The following is a 17134-nucleotide window of genomic DNA, read 5'->3' as shown; positions in this document are numbered from 1 at the left end:
CATGTTTCATTCCTTCCAGACCTCCATTGCCGGCATCGAATTGCCCCACTTGTTTACTTATCCCTTCCATTACACTCCTCATCCGTTATGTGTAATGGCAGCAGGAGAAGTACAGGCTTACATAAATAAACAGACAAGATGGAAAGAAGAATTGGACAAAGGAAAAATGTTCGGCGTATTGATAGTCCGTACTTCTAACGGACAAATGGGATATCTGGCTGCTTTCTCGGGTAACTTGTGCGGAAGCAATTCACACTCTTTCTTTGTACCACCGGTATACGATTTGTTGCAACCGGATGGTTTCTTCAAGATAGAAGAAGAACAAATCTCGGCTATCAACCGCCGAATCGGACAATTGCAAAACAGTGACCGGTATGTGAAACTCCAACAAAGGCTGGCGAAAGAAACAGCCTCATCACAACAGATATTGACCGAAGCGAGAAAGACTCTGAAAACGGCAAAAGAAAAACGGGAACAGCGCCGGCAGCAGCAACCGGATGAAGATGAACAAGCTGCCATGATACGTGAAAGCCAATATCAGAAAGCAGAATTCAAACGTCTGGAAAGATATTGGAAAGAGCGAATTTCCGAAGTGAAAGCAGAACTGGAAAGTATTTCATCGCAGATTGAATCTCTCAAAGCAGAACGCAAAAACCGTTCGGCGGCATTGCAGCAAAAGCTATTCCATCAATTCAGCTTTTTGAATGCCAAAGGAGAAAGCAAGAACTTGTGTGCTATCTTCGAACAAACCATTCAGCAGATACCACCTGCCGGAGCAGGTGAATGTGCCGCGCCCAAGCTATTGCAATATGCTTACCTAAATGGATTGAAGCCCATTGCCATGGCCGAATTCTGGTGGGGAGAATCACCGAAAACAGAAATCAGGCGTCACGGTTATTACTATCCGTCCTGCAAAGGAAAATGCGGGCCCATTTTACGTCACATGTTACAAGGTCTGGATGTCGAACCGGATCCTTTGGCAACAGCCCCTGCCCCGCCAAAGGAAATAGAGATTCTCTTTGAAGACGAATGGCTTCTGGTTATCCATAAACCGGAAGGACTACTCTCCGTACCTGGAAAATCGGAGGAACTGTCCGCCTACAGTCTACTCAGAGCCCGCTATCCTGAAGCTACGGGACCGATGATCGTACATCGACTGGACATGGCAACTTCAGGATTGTTGTTGGTAGCCAAAACCAAGGAAGTACATCAGCACTTACAGGCGCAGTTTGAAAGCCACAGCATTAAAAAGCAGTATACAGCACTGCTGGAAGGTATCTTACCGACTGACGAAGGAACCATCGATCTTCCCATTTGTCCGGATCTTCTTGACAGGCCCAGACAAAAAGCAGACAGAGAATCAGGCAAAAAGGCTGTCACCCGATACTGCGTAATAGATCGCAAAAACGGACGAACCCGTATCGCTTTCTTCCCGCAAACGGGACGTACACATCAGTTACGCGTTCACTCCGCCCATCCGTCAGGTCTGAATTGCCCCATCGCAGGCGATGAACTCTACGGTAAGAGAGCGGAGAGGCTTTATTTACATGCGGAACGTCTGGAATTTACCCATCCGGTGTCCGGACAAAGAATATATATTGAAAAGAAAGCTGACTTTTAACAAATAACCAATGATAGAACAACCCCACATACACGAGTATGACGAGCTTCTTCAGGTTTGGGAGGAGGCAGTTCGCACTACCCACCACTTCCTGACCGAAACGGATATACAGTTTTATAAACCTTTGATCCGGAACGAATACTTTGCCGCAGTACAACTTTATGTCATCCGTGAAGATTCGGGAACCATCGCTGCCTTCATGGGACTGAGCACCGATTGTATCGAAATGCTGTTTGTCAGTCCTAAGGTCCAGAAAAAAGGCTATGGCAGTGAACTGGTTGAATTCGCCATCCGTGAAAAACACATTTATAAAGTAGACGTAAATGAACAAAACACGGCAGCATTAGGATTCTATCTACATCAAGGATTTGAAGTGACAGGCCGCGACGCGTTGGACGGAACGGGAAAGCCATTTCCTGTTTTACACCTGCAAATTCCTCCCGTCCGGCTGCGAAAAGCAAGGATCCAAGATATGGGTTTGCTGCAAACAGTGTTTACACAAAGCGTACAGAACACTTGTTCTGCCGATTATAATCACCTACAGATTCAAGCATGGATCGGACGAGGAACTCAACAACGTTGGCAGGAATTATTTCAAAGTGACTTATATTTTCTGTTAGCAGAAGATATCAGACAATCACAAATAGCCGGATTCACCTCTATCAACCCTAAAGGGTATCTGCACAGCATGTTCGTCCATCCCCAATATCAGCATCGGGGTATCGCTTCCAGTCTGTTGAGAAAAGCTGAAGAGTATGCCCGCAATTGTCGCGCTGTATCGGTTCACTCGGAAGTAAGTATCACCGCCCGGCCTTTTTTTGAAAAACACGGATATATCACCGAAAAAGAACAAACGGTCGATGTGAACGGCATAGAAATGACTAATTTCTTGATGTATAAACGAATTTAACAGAACAGACTGAGATTTTTTTATAGCTTTGCGACAGATAACTATTTAAAATCAGCTCATGTTACAATCCAAATATCTGTTTCTTTCGCTTCTTTGCCTGCTGGCACCGCTCCGGCTTCATGCACAATTCATGGATTACGGGTCGGATCCCGCCCGGTTTAAATGGAACATAGCGAAACTGCCTCACTATGATCTGGTATACCCGCAAGGAAATGATTCAATGGCCTATCGATATGCTCTCTTTCTTGAAAATGTATATCCCCATATGTCCAAGACCATCGGAAAGCCGATCAAAGCCCGTTTCCCGGTCATTCTCCATCCGGCCAGCATGCAATCCAACGGAATGGTTTCCTGGGCACCGAGACGGATGGAACTGATTACAACTCCTTCTTCGGACCTAAGTACTCAAAGCTGGGATAAACATCTGGTATTGCACGAGTCGCGCCACGTATTCCAGACCGGAAAGGTGATGCATGGTATCTTCAAACCTCTTTATTATATAATAGGTGAACAGGCAGCCGGCGTGGCCTCCTTTTTTCTTCCGGTGTGGTTTCTCGAAGGAGATGCGGTAAGCACCGAAACTGCCATGTCAAACGGCGGACGGGGACGTCTTCCGGAATTCAACATGATCTATCGTGCCCAATTATTAGCAGGCGGAAAGCCTTATACTTTCGACAAGTGGTTAATGGGATCTTACAAAAATTATACAGGAACTTATTATGCATTGGGCTACGATATGGCTTCATATGCCCGCCAGCGTTATGGAGCTGATATCTGGGATAAAAGTACCAGCCGTTATGTCCGGAATTTATTATTTGAAGGCTCTTTCAAGCATTACACAGGAAGCAGTTTCAAACGGCTTCAGCACGACACATTCGATTTCTTGCGGAAAGAATGGGAAAAACAGGATACCTGTACACTTGTGCCCGACTACCTCTCTTCTACCTCAAAAACCTACACCTCTTATCGATATCCCCAATCGATCAATGACAGTGTAATTATTGCCGTCAAATCCGGACTGAAAGATATAAACTCTCTGGTAGCCATCAGCAACGGTAAAGAAAAGCATCTGAGTTATATCGGAAGTATCAATAGTCGTCTCAACTTCCGGAACAACCGGATTTACTGGAGTGAATTGGTTCCCGGGCTCCGTTGGACGCACGAGAACTATTCCGTTCTGAAATATTATGATTTGGATAAAAAGCAGATAAAAACAATCACCCCGCGCCAACGTTATCTGGCCCCGGCTATCGACAAGTCCGGTCGGACCATTGCGGTCTCCCGCCCCACTGTAGAAGGCAAAAACCAACTTGTATTGATAAATGCAGAAAAGGGAAAAGAGCTATCCTCTTTCGACGTACCTGACAACGCATTTATCAAAGAACTCACATTCGGAGAAGGCCTTGATATTTTCTCCATAGCCGTAACCGATTCGGGAACCAGTCTGTTGGAATTCAATCCGCGGTCCGGAGAGTGGAAGGAGTTGATAAAAACCACCTCGGCCAACATCACCTCTCCTACTTGGAAAGACGGAAAACTCTTTTTTGAGTCGGGAGCCAACGGCACAAATAATATCTACTGTCTTCATCTCTCCGACAAACAGGTTTATCGGCTGACAGCCGCTCGTTTCGGTGCATTCGATCCTTCATTTTCCCAGTCAGGCAACCATCTGCTTTTTGCTGATTATCAAGCAGACGGATACCGGATTGCTGCGTTACCGACTGACAGTTTGCTATTTGAAAAGGCCGATTTAGCCCGTCCTGCTCCGATGCCATTCGTTGAAACATTGGCTGCTCAAGAACAGTTCAACCTTGACTCTGCCCGTCTGGATGGCATCGATTTCACCCCCAAACGCTATCATAAAGGTACACATACTTTCAAGATACACAGCTGGGCACCTTTCTATTATGATGTGGCCGAAGCAATGAACAGCAGTGCAAGTGATTTAAGTACAATTGTCAAGCCGGGAGCAACCATTATGTCACAAAATACACTGAACACTGCCATCATGCAGGCCGGCTGGTATTATGACGAAGGCTACCATCACGGTAAACTGTCATTCACCTATCAGGGCTGGTTCCCTATAATCAATCTTGCTGCCGACTATGGTGATAAGGCTTTCAATATCAGCTGGACCAAAGATGACAAAGGTCAGGATATCACCAAAGGATATTATCCCGGACGCAATCTACTGGAAGCGGAAGCGCGAGTTTACCTCCCTTTCAACCTGACACGTAACCAACGCATACGAGGCATACAGCCTGCTTTTACTTACTATTTCACAAACAATAAGTATCAGGAGTATCATAGTGGAAAGTATCGCAACTTCCAATACATTCTCCCGGAAATCCTATTTTATGATTACAGACGAAAAGCACAACGCGACATCCTTCCCCGAAACGGTTACCAGCTTCGGCTGCAATACTTGAAAACCCCGTTCAATAAGGAGAATTTCGGTAGTCTGTACGCTGCCCGGCTGACTACCTATTGGCCGGGTATCATCAGGAATCACGGATTGATGCTACGCTTGGGTTACCAATATCAAGACCTTGACAATAAATCACTGTATCTCCCCAAACATCTGCTGGAAAAGCCTCGCGGATATCATTTCCAATATCAAACCCGCCAACAATGGGCCTTCAAAGCAGATTATGCTTTACCCCTGCTTTCGCCCGACCTGAGCATCAGTTCACTGATTTACATACGCAGGCTGCGTGCAAATCTTTTTTATGACTTGTCACGCAACCAAGCCAGTCGCAAAAGCAACTGGAGCACACAAAGCTCTTACGGAGGCGATCTTATTTTCGATTGGAATGTGCTACGTATGAGTTATCCGCTCACGACAGGCGTACGGCTGATCCAGCCGATCGACTATGGAAAATTCCAGGTAGAAGCACTGTTTTCAATCAGCTTCTAAGATTGAAAACAGCCTACTCTACCTCAAAATCTTCCGAACTGAAGTTTCCATAACGCCTGCCGGTGATAGCGGTAAACTTCAGTACACAATAGTCCGGATCTGTAACGCCAAGCGGATAGTAGAGCGTATCGCCTTCTCTCCATATCATTTCTTTAGTGGAATTATCTGTAAGAACTTCCATCTTACCTTTCAGCATAACTCCCCTAAAAAAGCGAGAGTCACAGAAGTAGACACAAGCATGATGGTTCTTCAGGTATTGAGTGGTACGCATAGAAGAGGTATTGGTGGTAAAATAAAGAATCCGGATACCTTCGCGCTTCCGGGGCTGTAACATTGCTTTAATATTGGGGAAGCCTTCTATATCAACAGATCCGATAAATGCGATCTTTTGCTTATCAATCAGATTCCCAATCGTTTTCTCTACATCTTTCATTGTTCTAAATTTTAATAGTTTTACACTGACACAAAGGTACAGAAAGAAAAAAGAGGGTATGTGACAGAAACAAAGGCAGAAATGACACTTTTTATGGTTTATGTCCCCTCCGGTAGCCCAAAGGAGTTTCTCCCGTATACCGGCGAAAACAACGGCTGAAATAAGAAACCGTTTCATAATTCAGTTCGAAAGCTATTTCGGCAACCGGCAAATCCGTGTAAGCAAGCATCCGCTTTGCTTCTTCCATCACTTTATTCTGAATATATTGCTTGGCGCTTATCTGCATAGCGGTACTCACTATTTCATTCAGATAGTTAGGAGTAATACACAGTCTTCCGGCATAATACCGCACGGTACGGTATTCACTGAACCCACGGTCGACCAACTGTACAAACTGAACAAGATACGGACTGCGTCCTTCCTTGTTTATCCCTGCATCCGATACGGTCTGCACGTAAAAACGGTCAAGCAGCATCAACGCTTCATAAAGTTGCGCTCTCAACACATGAACGTCATTCTGTCTGAACAGATCAATCTCCTCCTTAATAGATTGCAGAAGTTGCAACATACGCAGAAAAGAGCGTTCCGGCAAATGTATTTTCAACGATTCCTTCACCGGATTGAAAAAGGAAAGATGCTGCACAAACAAAGAATCTTTAAAGAAAGAAGATAAAAACTCTTCTTCAAATATCAGAGCATATCCATTCACAATCGCATTTGTATCCCAGCTACGTATCTCTCCCGACTTGGAGAAGAACACATCTCCCACACCGCCCCGGTAGGTATGATTATCAAGAATGAAACTTCCTTCCCCTTCGGTGATAAAGGTAATGTCATAATAAGTCAGGGTATGAACAGAACTTTTAACGACATATTTCTTTATATCTTTCAGTTCTACTATATCCACCAGCAACTCACTGCCGTACTTATTCTTTAAAAAGGTATATCGAGGGATAAGTTTTTTCATAACCTTGTCTTTCAAACTATCTGAGAGCGACAAATATACAAACTGTAAATGGATAAGCTCTGTCAGTCACTCATGAAATCATTCTGTCAGCTACAACATTATTATAAATAAGGTATAATCGTTATGTAAATACCCGTAATGATAGCCGAAGTGATTACTCCTGAAATGTTTGCACCCAGTGCATCCCCCAGGATGAAAGAGTTCGGATTATCTTTACTTACCAACTTCTGGGCAACCTTTGCCGTAGTAGGCACACAACTCACGGCAGCAATACCGATCACCGGATTATAGTTTCCTTTCTTAATGAAATACATGATGTAACCACCCATGATTCCCCCGATACCCGACAATAACAAAGCAAGCATACCCAACACCAAAAGTTTCAGAATTTTCGGATCGAGCAACAAATGGGCGTCACAGAGCACACCCAACAGTAATCCCAGCATAAAGGTAGAACCATAAAGCAACGGACCACTTACAAAATCATAGATATGCTTCATGCCGGACTCGCGTACAGCTACCCCTAAGAACAGAGAAAAGAATAGTGGAGAAGCAACCGGAAACAAGAAACACAGCACAGCACACAGAATAGCAGAAAAGGCAAGTTTCACTTTCGCGTCATAATTTTTAGGAGCTTTCTTCTCCACCATCTTGATAGCACGCAGACGTTTAGGAATCAACAGCTTTACCAAATAAGGATATCCCCCGTATGTTAATCCCAAATACAGATAAGCCACCACCGTAATAGGCACAAACAAGTGTTTGGCCAAGGCAAGCGAAGTAAACAGCACCATCGGTCCATCGGCTCCGCCGACCATTGCAACAGAAGCGCTTTCCTTTAAAGACAACCCCAGACCCGAAGCGATAGGCACTGTAAGAAAAGTCCCCAACTCAGCACAAAGGGCCAGGAAAATACTGGCAAACGGTTTCTGCAACAAGAATCCGACATCGAGCAACGTACCGATTCCCATAAACACAAAGCAGGCTATCAATCCGTTACTAAACGTCAATGTATATACCGGTTGCAGAAAGTCAATCTGCATCGTATTCATCAACGCGTCCGTATCCGATAACATAGGGTCCAGAAAAAGGTTCCCCAATGCTCCGTCGGGCATAATCAGTGTTCCGCAATTAATGGCTACCATCCCCAGTCCCATCGGAATCATAACCATCGGCTCAAGTACACCCTTCCAGCCCAGATAGATGAGCAGAAATCCCAAAGCTATTAAAAACATACGGGCACTGGCCAGAAACCATCCGCTGGCCATCATTGTTCCAAATCCCTGAAACAGGGTTCCAAAGTCTATACTTTCCATACTATCAAGATTTATTTGTTTTTATTGGTTGAAGATGCTTTCTTATTGTTCTTTTTGTCATGCTGTAACATTTGTTCTTCTTTGCGAAGAAACATGGATCTTGTATCTTCCGGATAAAAATAATCCATCAGTCCGCGTTCCGGCTCACCGGGACTGACACCGTGATAGAACCCGCGATTGTCTCCGGGATGTTTGGTGATGCCCCTGCTGAAGTCTTCACGCCCGTCACTCCCGTACTCCTCGTCGCTAAGGGCACTTTCGGTTATCAAGACAGCTACTTTCTGATGAAGTTTCCGAATACGTTTCAACCGGGCAAGCTCTTCCTGATGTGAACTGTAGAAAGCCAATGAATCAGCCGCAGAAGCAATCAGCTTTATTACTCCGGCAACGAAAAAGCCAATGACGAAGGTAAGCCCCATCATGGCAAAAGTGGATAACAATAAACTAAACATAACATGGTATGATTTTAGATTGAAAAAATAAAATGCAACGAATGACGACTGCCGGAGGGAGACAAGACACACTTCCCCGGCATTTATCGGAACAGATAAATGGGGTTACCCAATCACTTCAATACGGAAGTGTGAAACCGAAAAGCTAAATCAGGATATGCCCTAACGAGTATACATAATACCCGCTGGAATATTTAATGAAGTTATGATTGAAATCCGGATAAGCATCTCCCTTCTCCGACTGGCGGATATGAAAGGTATTAAGCAAGCGGATGGCAGTCTGTAATTTAAGTTTTAATACTTTGGATGAACCGAATTCCCGTGAAAAAGAACCGTGGGGAAGGATGGCATCACTCACTTTCGAGTCAGCCGTCTGGTCGTTGAATAAAGAGTGGTCTCCGGCACATTGCGATATAAAGGTTGCAGTAACTCCCGCAGGAAGTTCCGCATTCTCTTCTGCAGGGGCTGTGCAACCGGCTCCATACATTAAGAAGATACCTATCAATATGCAGAATACGTACTTTATCATAGTGACCGCAAACGTAGTAATAAATTTGAGATAAAACAGGATTCGTTGTTTAATTAACGAATATTTTATAATGATTGTTCCCGGAACAGACAGATAAATGACAAAAAAAGCGGAGAATCATCCGATTCCCCGCTTCTTATTCATATAATATAGGTGTGTTTAATTACATGGTAACCTGCTTTGCAAGCAGTTTTTGAAGTTTGCCATTCAACAGCTGGCACATTGTTCCATTTCCCATTGCTTGGTAACGTTTGATACGGTACTGCAACATCATAATTTCATTTGCATTCTTTTTCATAATTTTGGTCCTCTTTTTTTGCTCCCCACGTTTTGAAGAGCGGTTTTACATCTTGTTTTCTTTATTAACACTGCAAAGATACGAAATGTTTTCGAAAACATGTTCTAAAACATAAGAAAAGTGTGTTATTAGTTGATTTTTCTTTTTATATGGGCAGATTTGGCAAGTGCATATTACAAATATATTGCATAACTTTGCACTTTATCAAGAAAAACGACTATGCTAAAACGGATACCACACACATACACCATCATTTCTTCTGTCATCTTGCTCTGTGCAGTGCTTTCCTGGATCATTCCCGCAGGTGAATATGTGCGCGAGACCATTGACGTCAACGGCACTTCCCGCACAGTCATTATAGACCACTCTTTCCATCGGGTAGAACAGACGCCACAGACCTGGCAAGTGTTCAGCGCTCTTCTTGAAGGCTTCGAACGGCAAGCGGGAATCATCGCCTTCTTATTGATCATGGGAGGTGCCTTTCAGATAATGAACAGCAGCCGTGCCATCGATACCGGCATCTTTTCATTCCTGAACTTTACGAAGGGGCTTGAAAAGCACAGACTGATTAAATCATTGGGGGTAAACAATGTGGTGATTTCCTTAGTCATTATTCTCTTCAGCCTCTTCGGCTCCGTATTTGGCATGAGTGAAGAAACCCTGGCCTTTGTCATTATCATCGTCCCGTTGGCCATTTCGATGGGATATGATTCCATCACGGGGCTTTGCATGGTATATGTTGCTGCCCACATAGGTTTTTCGGGTGCCGTACTGAATCCATTTACCATTGGCATTGCACAAGGCTTGTCCGACTTACCGCTATTTTCCGGATTTGAATATCGCATGCTTTGCTGGCTGATACTGACCACGGTCCTGATAGTCTGTGTACTCAGATATGCCGCCGTCATTAAAAAGCATCCGGAGAAATCGCCCATGTATCATGCCGATGCTTATTGGCGGAAACGGGAAGAAGAAAGCAACGGAGAGATATCCCGTGTCACGACTCGTCCGGCATGGATCGTCTACATACTGTTACTCATATCCTTGTGCCTGTTTTCCATCATTTACCCAACCAGTACTTTCGCAATAGGCGAAGCGTCTGTCACCTGCTATGCAGTGCCCGTCCTGTCTGTTTTGTTTGCCGCCTTCGGCTGGCTGGGTTTACGTAAATCCAACCAGTTCTTCATACTGACCCTGCTTGCGTTCACCATTCTTTTCCTGATTACCGGTGTCATGGGACATGGCTGGTATCTGCCGGAGATCTCCGCCATCTTCCTCGCAATGGGTATTCTCTCGGGATTTGCCAACAGTGAAAAAACAGATAACATCATCGGGCAATTCATGGACGGAGCCAAAGATATGCTATCAGCTGCCATCGTGGTAGGTCTGGCAGGAGGGATCATCCAAATACTGCAAGACGGACATATCATCGACCCGATCTTACATTCTCTGGCTTCACTGATGGGAGAAACCGGAAAAATAGTATCTTTGGGGGTGATGTACCTGATACAGACACTGATCAACCTGATTATCCCGTCCGGATCGGCCAAAGCTGCATTAACCATGCCTATCATGGCACCTTTTTCCGATGTCATCGGGCTTTCACGGCAAGCTACAGTAATGGCTTATCAGTTTGGTGACGGATTTACCAACATGATCACACCTACTTCCGCCGTATTGATGGGAGCCTTGGGCATTGCCCGCATCCCCTACGAGATATGGGTGAAATGGTTCTGGAAAGTACTTCTTTTATTCATCATTCTGGGAATGGTATTGCTGATCCCCACAGTACTCTTCCCTATGAACGGATTTTAGGAAATAAAAAAAGAAATCATAATCAAATATATAAACCAACAGCATTCACTCCTCCCCTCTCTCCGGGAGAGAAAAAGGAGCGAAGCCTTATTTAACAACAAATTGTATGAAAATCCTGACCCGCTTTCTAATCATCCCGATGTTGTCGGTTGCGTTTTTTTCATGCAGTGAGTCCCACTTCCTGAAAGATGAGACTTACCGTAGCCAAGTGACGCAAGATTTTGAAAAGAAGAAGCAACAGCTCCCTAACGGAGATCTGTTCGCAGTGTTTAATGAAAAACTCACCACTCCCGAACAGGAGGCCTTGATGTTCCTCTATGCCTATATGCCCACAGGTGACGTGACGGATTATACAGGTGACTACTATCTGGAGAATGTCAGACTCTCCGATCAGGCGCGTCGCGAAATGCCTTGGGGAAAAGAGATCCCCGATGACGTATTCCGCCATTTCGTACTCCCTATTCGGGTAAACAACGAAAATCTGGACGACTCGCGCCGGGTATTTTACAATGAACTGAAAGATCGTGTGAAGAACCTGTCTCTGCACGACGCTGTGCTTGAAGTAAACCACTGGTGCCACGAAAAAGTAGTCTACACCCCAAGCGATGCCCGTACCAGTTCCCCCCTTGCTTCGGTAAAGACCGCCTATGGCCGTTGTGGTGAAGAATCGACCTTCACTGTAGCCGCTCTCCGCTCGGTAGGCATTCCGGCACGGCAGGTTTATACTCCGCGTTGGGCGCATACCGACGATAACCATGCCTGGGTAGAAGCCTGGGTAGATGGTAAATGGTATTTCTTCGGCGCCTGCGAACCGGAACCGGTACTGAACCTGGGCTGGTTTAATGCTCCTGCCAGCCGTGGCATGCTGATGCATACCAAAGTATTCGGACGCTATGCCGGACAAGAGGAAATCATGTACGAAACTCCGAACTATACGGAAATCAATGTAATCGACAACTATGCTCCGACAGCCAAAGGCTCGGTATTGGTGACAGATGCCGAAGGGCAGCCGGTATCCGATGCCACTGTAGAGTTCAAGGTGTATAATTATGCTGAATTCTACACCGTAGCCACTAAACATACGGATAAGGCAGGACGCGCATCGCTGACTGCCGGCAAGGGCGATATGCTGGTATGGGCCTCTAAAGACGGACGGTTCGGTTATTCCAAATTGTCATTCGGCAAAGATAACGAACTGAAGATCGCACTGGACAAGAACGCCGGTGAAACCTATTCACTCCCACTGGATATTGTTCCTCCGGCCGAAGGTGCCAACCTGCCCGAAGTGACTCCGGAGCAACGTGCTGAAAACGACCGCCGCATGGCACAGGAAGATTCCATCCGCAATGCTTACGTAGCCACTTTCATTACCGAAGAGCAAGCCCGGACTTTTGCCAAAGAGAACAAGCTGGATGAAACCGAAACAGTGCGCCTACTGATAGCTTCCAGAGGTAACCATCAGACTCTGACAAATTTCCTTTCTGCTGCCGTAAAAGCCGATAAAGCCGGTCAGGCCATCAGCCTGCTGAAAGTAATCTCGGCCAAGGACCTGAGAGATGTTAGTCCGGAAGTACTGAACGATCATCTGAACAACTCCGGTCTGCCCGGTTCCGAGGACTTCTACAGCAACGTACTGAACCCTCGTGTGGCCAACGAAATGATCACTCCCTACAAAGCATTCTTCCAGAAAGAGATCCCGGCAACTGAAGCGGAAGCTTTCCGAAAGAATCCACAGGCTTTGGTAGAATGGTGCAGAAAAGAGATCACTATCAACAATGAACTGAACTCACAACGTATTCCGATGTCTCCAATGGGAGTATGGAAAGCCCGGGTAGCAGACGAAAAGTCCCGTAACATTTTCTTTGTATCCATGGCACGTAGTCTGGGTATCCCCGCCTGGATAGACGAAGTGACCGGAAAAATTCAATACCGGAGTTTCAATGACAACGATCTAAAGAACGGTAAAGTCTACGACGTGGATTTTGAAGCAGCACAGCAGACACAGGCACCGACCGGAACACTCGTAGCCCGCTACCAGCCTATCCCTTCGTTGAGCGATCCGAAATACTATTCACACTTCACTCTCTCGAAATTCCGCAACGGGACTTTCCAATTGCTGAACTACGATGAAGGGGACGTAGATATGGGCGGCGGAGCCACCTGGTCGAACTTGCTGAAAAATGGCGCCCGCATGGATACCGGATACTACATGATGGTAACCGGAACCCGTATGGCAAGTGGAGCAGTGTTGGCCAACATCACTTTCTTCACCATCGAAGAGGGAAAGACAACAACTGTCGATCTGGTGATGCGCGAAAGTAAGGATCAGGTGCAGGTGATCGGTAATTTCAACTCCGAATCCACCTACCTGCCGATAGGAGCCACCGAACCGCAAAGCATTCTTCAGACTTGCGGACGGGGATATTTTGTAGTTGCCGTGTTGGGAGCCGGACAAGAACCGACAAACCATGCTCTCCGGGATATTGCGGCCCTAAGCAGCGAATTCGAAAAATGGGGCCGCAAAATGGTACTGCTTTTCCCTAATGAAGAACAATATAAGAAGTTCCGCCCGACAGAATTCCCCGGACTGCCCTCAACCATTACCTATGGTATCGATGTGAACGGAGCCATCCAGAAACAAATTGCCGAATCAATGAAATTGCCTAACAGCACCATCTTGCCGATGTTTATTATCGGTGATACGTTCAACCGGATAGTTTTTGTTTCACAAGGTTATACCATCGGACTGGGCGAACAACTGATGAAAGTGATACACGGATTGTAGCAAACAGATTCCGGCAGCTTTAAGGGCTTTTCCGGAGAAACCGGCAATTCCCCCGGATGCAACCGGGAAAAGCACCGGGAGCCGGTTGCTCCGAAAACGAATGAAGTAAGCACTTGCCGGAAACAGAGACTCTGCAGAAGCAGAACAGAGGCTCTATCCGTACCAAACAAAGGCTCTGTTCATAGCAAACAGAGCCTCTATACAGAAGGGGAGAAGTTTCGGCTTCTCCCCTTTCTTATATATCATAAAACGAGGACAGACATTCAGGCGGCTGTCCCGAGCCACCATACTATCCCCCAAATATAAATGTAGCCTTTATGGACATATCCCCCGGAGAGTAACTCGTTATTCCTATTTTCCCTTCATAAAAGGAACTCTCAACCACGACCGTTACCTTCTCCGTGTTATTTAATAACAGTGACACATCTTCTTTCCCATCAGCAGACAATGCTATATCAGGAACTATTTCCTGTCCGCGATATTCCAGAACTCCATCCGGAAGATAGCGGAAACCTGCAATATCCATCGAATATATTCCATAATAAATATATACTTTAGCATTATAATCCGGATGTATTCCGGATCCGTCGTTATATTTCACAATGAAGTTCGCGGTTCGTTCGTCGGTCGGAGGTATATCCTCCCTGTCTTCATCGTGGCAACTACAGAACAACGCAAATAGTAGCAACAAGAGAATTGGACATCTGCTCAGGTTCATGATCTTTTATAATTTATTAGTTCTCAATGCCGTATCACTCCCAAAGATAAGAAAAATAATACTAAACAGATACAATCACCCGACTATTTCATCCCCGCATCCCGATCTTTAACTATTTTCCCCAGTCACTGAACTCAAAACTCAATTGTTCCCACACTCCCCGATGCTCATTTGTCTCCTCTCTCGGATTCGACACCGAAAGCCCTATCAACCGAATGGGATGTTGCTCATACTCCACCTCTTTCAGCAACTGTTTGGCAAGAGGCAGAATTCTTTCAAGGCTCGTCAGTTCCTGAGCCTGCGTCATGCTCCGTGTGATCTGGCTAAAGTCATGAAATTTGATTTTCAGCGTCAGCGTCTTTCCCCGGAAGTCCTTCCGTTGCAACCGTTCCACAAGTTCCGTAGCTACGTGATAAAGTTCTATAATCACAGCCGATTTCACATGAATATCTTTCTCCAACGTATGTTCGCAACCGATTGATTTACGTATCCATACCGCTTCTACGGGACGGAGATCGACTCCTCGTGCAAAATCGTAATAGAGCAGTCCTACTTTACCAAACTGCCGTACCAACATTTCCGACGAACAGCCACGTAGCTGAAGGCCATTGTGAATACCCAGCAAATGCATCTTCCGGGCAGTCACCGGTCCTACTCCCCAAAATGACTCGATGGGCAGACGGGCAATGAAATCGAGCGCCTGATCGGGATGGATGGTACAGAGTCCGTCGGGCTTGCGAAAATCCGAAGCAATCTTTGCCAGGAATTTATTATAAGATACACCCGCCGATGCTACCAGGTTCAACTCTTCACGGATGCGCTGTTTAATAGCCCTGGCTATATCTACCGCCAGTAAAATTCCCTGTTTATTCTCTGTCACATCCAGGAATGCCTCGTCCAACGAAAGGGGTTCAATCAAATCGGTGTATTCATGAAAGATCTCGTGTACCCGGCGGGAAACCGATTTATATATGTCCATCCGTCCGGGAACAAAAATCAGTTGCGGACATAAGCGCTTTGCCTTCTGTGACGACATAGCCGAACGCACTCCGTACCGACGCGCTTCATAGCTTGCCGCCGCCACTACTCCCCGCTCCTCGGCATGCCCGACAGCAAGCGGTTTACCACGCAATTCCGGATGGTCTCTCTGCTCTACGGAAGCATAGAAAGCATCCATATCAATATGTATAATCTTACGTTCGCCCATTTCTGCAATAATTCTACATCGCAGTTCACATTTTGAGAAGCAAAGATAAGAGTTATTCTTTCAATCCCACTGACAGGATTAGTTAATAAAATGAAGACCGGCAAGGCACTCCCCCGGCCGGTCTCCCGTTAACTTACAAATTGCTTATATACTTTGTCGGTGAATCTCCGAAACGTTTCTTAAACACGATCCTGAAATATTTCGGATCACTGAATCCCGTCATGTCGGCAACCTCGGCTACAGTATATTTCCTACTCATCAGCAAGATCAGCGCCTTGTTAAGGCGTACACTACGAACATAGTCTGCGGGTGCATGGCCGGTTATCTCCTTAATCCTATTGTAAAAGCTCGAACGGCTCATATTCACACAATCACTCAGTTCGTCAATCGTAAACCTGGAATCGGTGAGTCTCTCTTCAATCAGGCTTCTCACCAGACTGATAAATTCCTGATCACCATCCGACAACGGCACATCGGCTTCGACGTCATCCGGAGCATCAACCCCTAATGTCAAACGGATATACCTCTTGCGGATAATCTCCCGGTTGGTAATCAGACTTTCAATCTCTGCTTTTAAGAACGAAATGGCAAAAGGCATTGTCACATAAAGATCGGCGTTCCGTTGGGTCTCCTTGCTGTCTTCGCCCGGTTTCACGAGCAATATCACAGGTACATGTGCTACCCTGTCATCCGATTTAATCCGGACAGCAAGTTCTTCCCCCGAAATTCCGACAAGGGCTGAAGAGGCCAGAACAGCATCGGGATGCTGTTCACATATAGTCGTAAAGGCCGTTTCCGCATCGCAAACCGATACAACTTCGTAATCCGGCATCAGGATTCGCACAAGATAATTACGTAATTCTTTATGGGTTTCGACCAATACCAAAGAACGTCCGTTGCGTCTCTTCTCCCGATGTTTCGGTAATGGAGTTTCCATTGCCGGCAACGTTTCGTTAGCCGGTAACAGTTCGCTGTCCTTGGTCGGAAATTCAGGTACGGAAAGCAGATCGGAAAGGTCGGAAAATTTCTCCGATTGCCGGATAGCAACAGGAAAGACTAAGATAAGAACCAGTTTATGCTCTTCTTTATAAGTAAATTTGATTTTGCCTTTATGCAAACAGATTAATTTGCGTATAAATAACCAACTCATGGTCTCGGCAGAGCCT

General features: G+C 45.7%; 14 protein-coding genes. 5 read left to right on the top strand and 9 right to left on the bottom strand.

From position 1 onward, the window contains the following. Position 1: 1 nt before the first annotated feature. From QK890_RS16400 to QK890_RS16390, 3 genes are read left to right on the top strand one after another with little or no spacing between them, the layout of a single operon-like run. Positions 2-1621: an RluA family pseudouridine synthase gene (locus QK890_RS16400; RefSeq protein ID WP_022011829.1), complete on the top strand. Its 1620-nt coding sequence runs from the start codon at positions 2-4 to the stop codon at positions 1619-1621. 10 nt (positions 1622-1631) lie between these two features. Beyond that, positions 1632-2531 (top strand): GNAT family N-acetyltransferase, encoded by a 900-nt coding sequence (locus tag QK890_RS16395; protein WP_032540880.1) that lies wholly within the window; start codon positions 1632-1634, stop codon positions 2529-2531. Positions 2532-2589: 58 nt separating this feature from the next. Further along, positions 2590-5448: a hypothetical protein gene (locus QK890_RS16390; RefSeq protein WP_032540881.1), complete on the top strand. Its 2859-nt coding sequence runs from the start codon at positions 2590-2592 to the stop codon at positions 5446-5448. A gap of 13 nt (positions 5449-5461) precedes the next feature. On the opposite strand, the gene QK890_RS16385 is transcribed toward QK890_RS16390, so the two are convergent. From QK890_RS16385 to QK890_RS16360, 6 genes are all read right to left on the bottom strand, one after another. Continuing rightward, a complete protein-coding gene (locus QK890_RS16385) occupies positions 5462-5881 on the bottom strand; it encodes a pyridoxamine 5'-phosphate oxidase family protein (RefSeq protein ID WP_005775889.1) in 420 nt (139 codons plus the stop codon). Between the two features lie 91 nt (positions 5882-5972). Next, positions 5973-6848, bottom strand: coding sequence for a helix-turn-helix domain-containing protein (locus QK890_RS16380; RefSeq protein WP_367627465.1), 876 nt, complete (start codon positions 6846-6848; stop codon positions 5973-5975). Between the two features lie 101 nt (positions 6849-6949). Beyond that, positions 6950-8164 carry a sodium ion-translocating decarboxylase subunit beta gene (locus tag QK890_RS16375; protein WP_005775879.1) on the bottom strand — a complete coding sequence of 405 codons (1215 nt, stop codon included), beginning with the start codon at positions 8162-8164 and terminating at the stop codon, positions 6950-6952. A gap of 11 nt (positions 8165-8175) precedes the next feature. Next, complete coding sequence (locus QK890_RS16370) at positions 8176-8616, bottom strand: LapA family protein (RefSeq protein ID WP_032529855.1); 441 nt, start codon at positions 8614-8616, stop codon at positions 8176-8178. Between the two features lie 145 nt (positions 8617-8761). Beyond that, complete coding sequence (locus tag QK890_RS16365; RefSeq protein WP_032529856.1) at positions 8762-9145, bottom strand: hypothetical protein; 384 nt, start codon at positions 9143-9145, stop codon at positions 8762-8764. Positions 9146-9308: 163 nt separating this feature from the next. After that, positions 9309-9443 (bottom strand): hypothetical protein, encoded by a 135-nt coding sequence (locus QK890_RS16360; RefSeq protein WP_005775876.1) that lies wholly within the window; start codon positions 9441-9443, stop codon positions 9309-9311. A 219-nt stretch (positions 9444-9662) separates the two neighbouring features. On the opposite strand from QK890_RS16360, the gene QK890_RS16355 reads away from it, so the two are divergent. Together QK890_RS16355 and QK890_RS16350 are read left to right on the top strand one after the other, a co-directional pair. Continuing rightward, positions 9663-11258, top strand: coding sequence for a YfcC family protein (locus tag QK890_RS16355; RefSeq protein ID WP_032540882.1), 1596 nt, complete (start codon positions 9663-9665; stop codon positions 11256-11258). 106 nt (positions 11259-11364) lie between these two features. Next, positions 11365-14043, top strand: a complete 2679-nt coding sequence (locus tag QK890_RS16350; RefSeq protein ID WP_032540883.1) for a transglutaminase domain-containing protein — start codon at positions 11365-11367, stop codon at positions 14041-14043. A gap of 289 nt (positions 14044-14332) precedes the next feature. On the opposite strand, the gene QK890_RS16345 is transcribed toward QK890_RS16350, so the two are convergent. From QK890_RS16345 to QK890_RS16335, 3 genes are all read right to left on the bottom strand, one after another. Further along, the gene (locus QK890_RS16345; protein WP_032540884.1) at positions 14333-14761 is read right to left on the bottom strand and encodes a hypothetical protein; all 429 of its coding nucleotides are present in this window, start codon (positions 14759-14761) and stop codon (positions 14333-14335) included. Positions 14762-14873: 112 nt separating this feature from the next. Next, the gene (dinB, locus tag QK890_RS16340) at positions 14874-15968 is read right to left on the bottom strand and encodes a DNA polymerase IV (protein WP_005809884.1); all 1095 of its coding nucleotides are present in this window, start codon (positions 15966-15968) and stop codon (positions 14874-14876) included. Positions 15969-16101: 133 nt separating this feature from the next. After that, positions 16102-17118, bottom strand: a complete 1017-nt coding sequence (locus QK890_RS16335) for an AraC family transcriptional regulator (RefSeq protein WP_032541482.1) — start codon at positions 17116-17118, stop codon at positions 16102-16104. Between the last annotated feature and the right edge of the window lie 16 nt (positions 17119-17134).

The organism is Bacteroides sp. NGMCC 1.200775, assembly GCF_040798045.1.
GTDB lineage: Bacteria > Bacteroidota > Bacteroidia > Bacteroidales > Bacteroidaceae > Bacteroides > Bacteroides hominis.
Note: the sequence above shows the minus strand (reverse complement) of the source record. Positions and strands in the feature narration are given on the sequence as shown.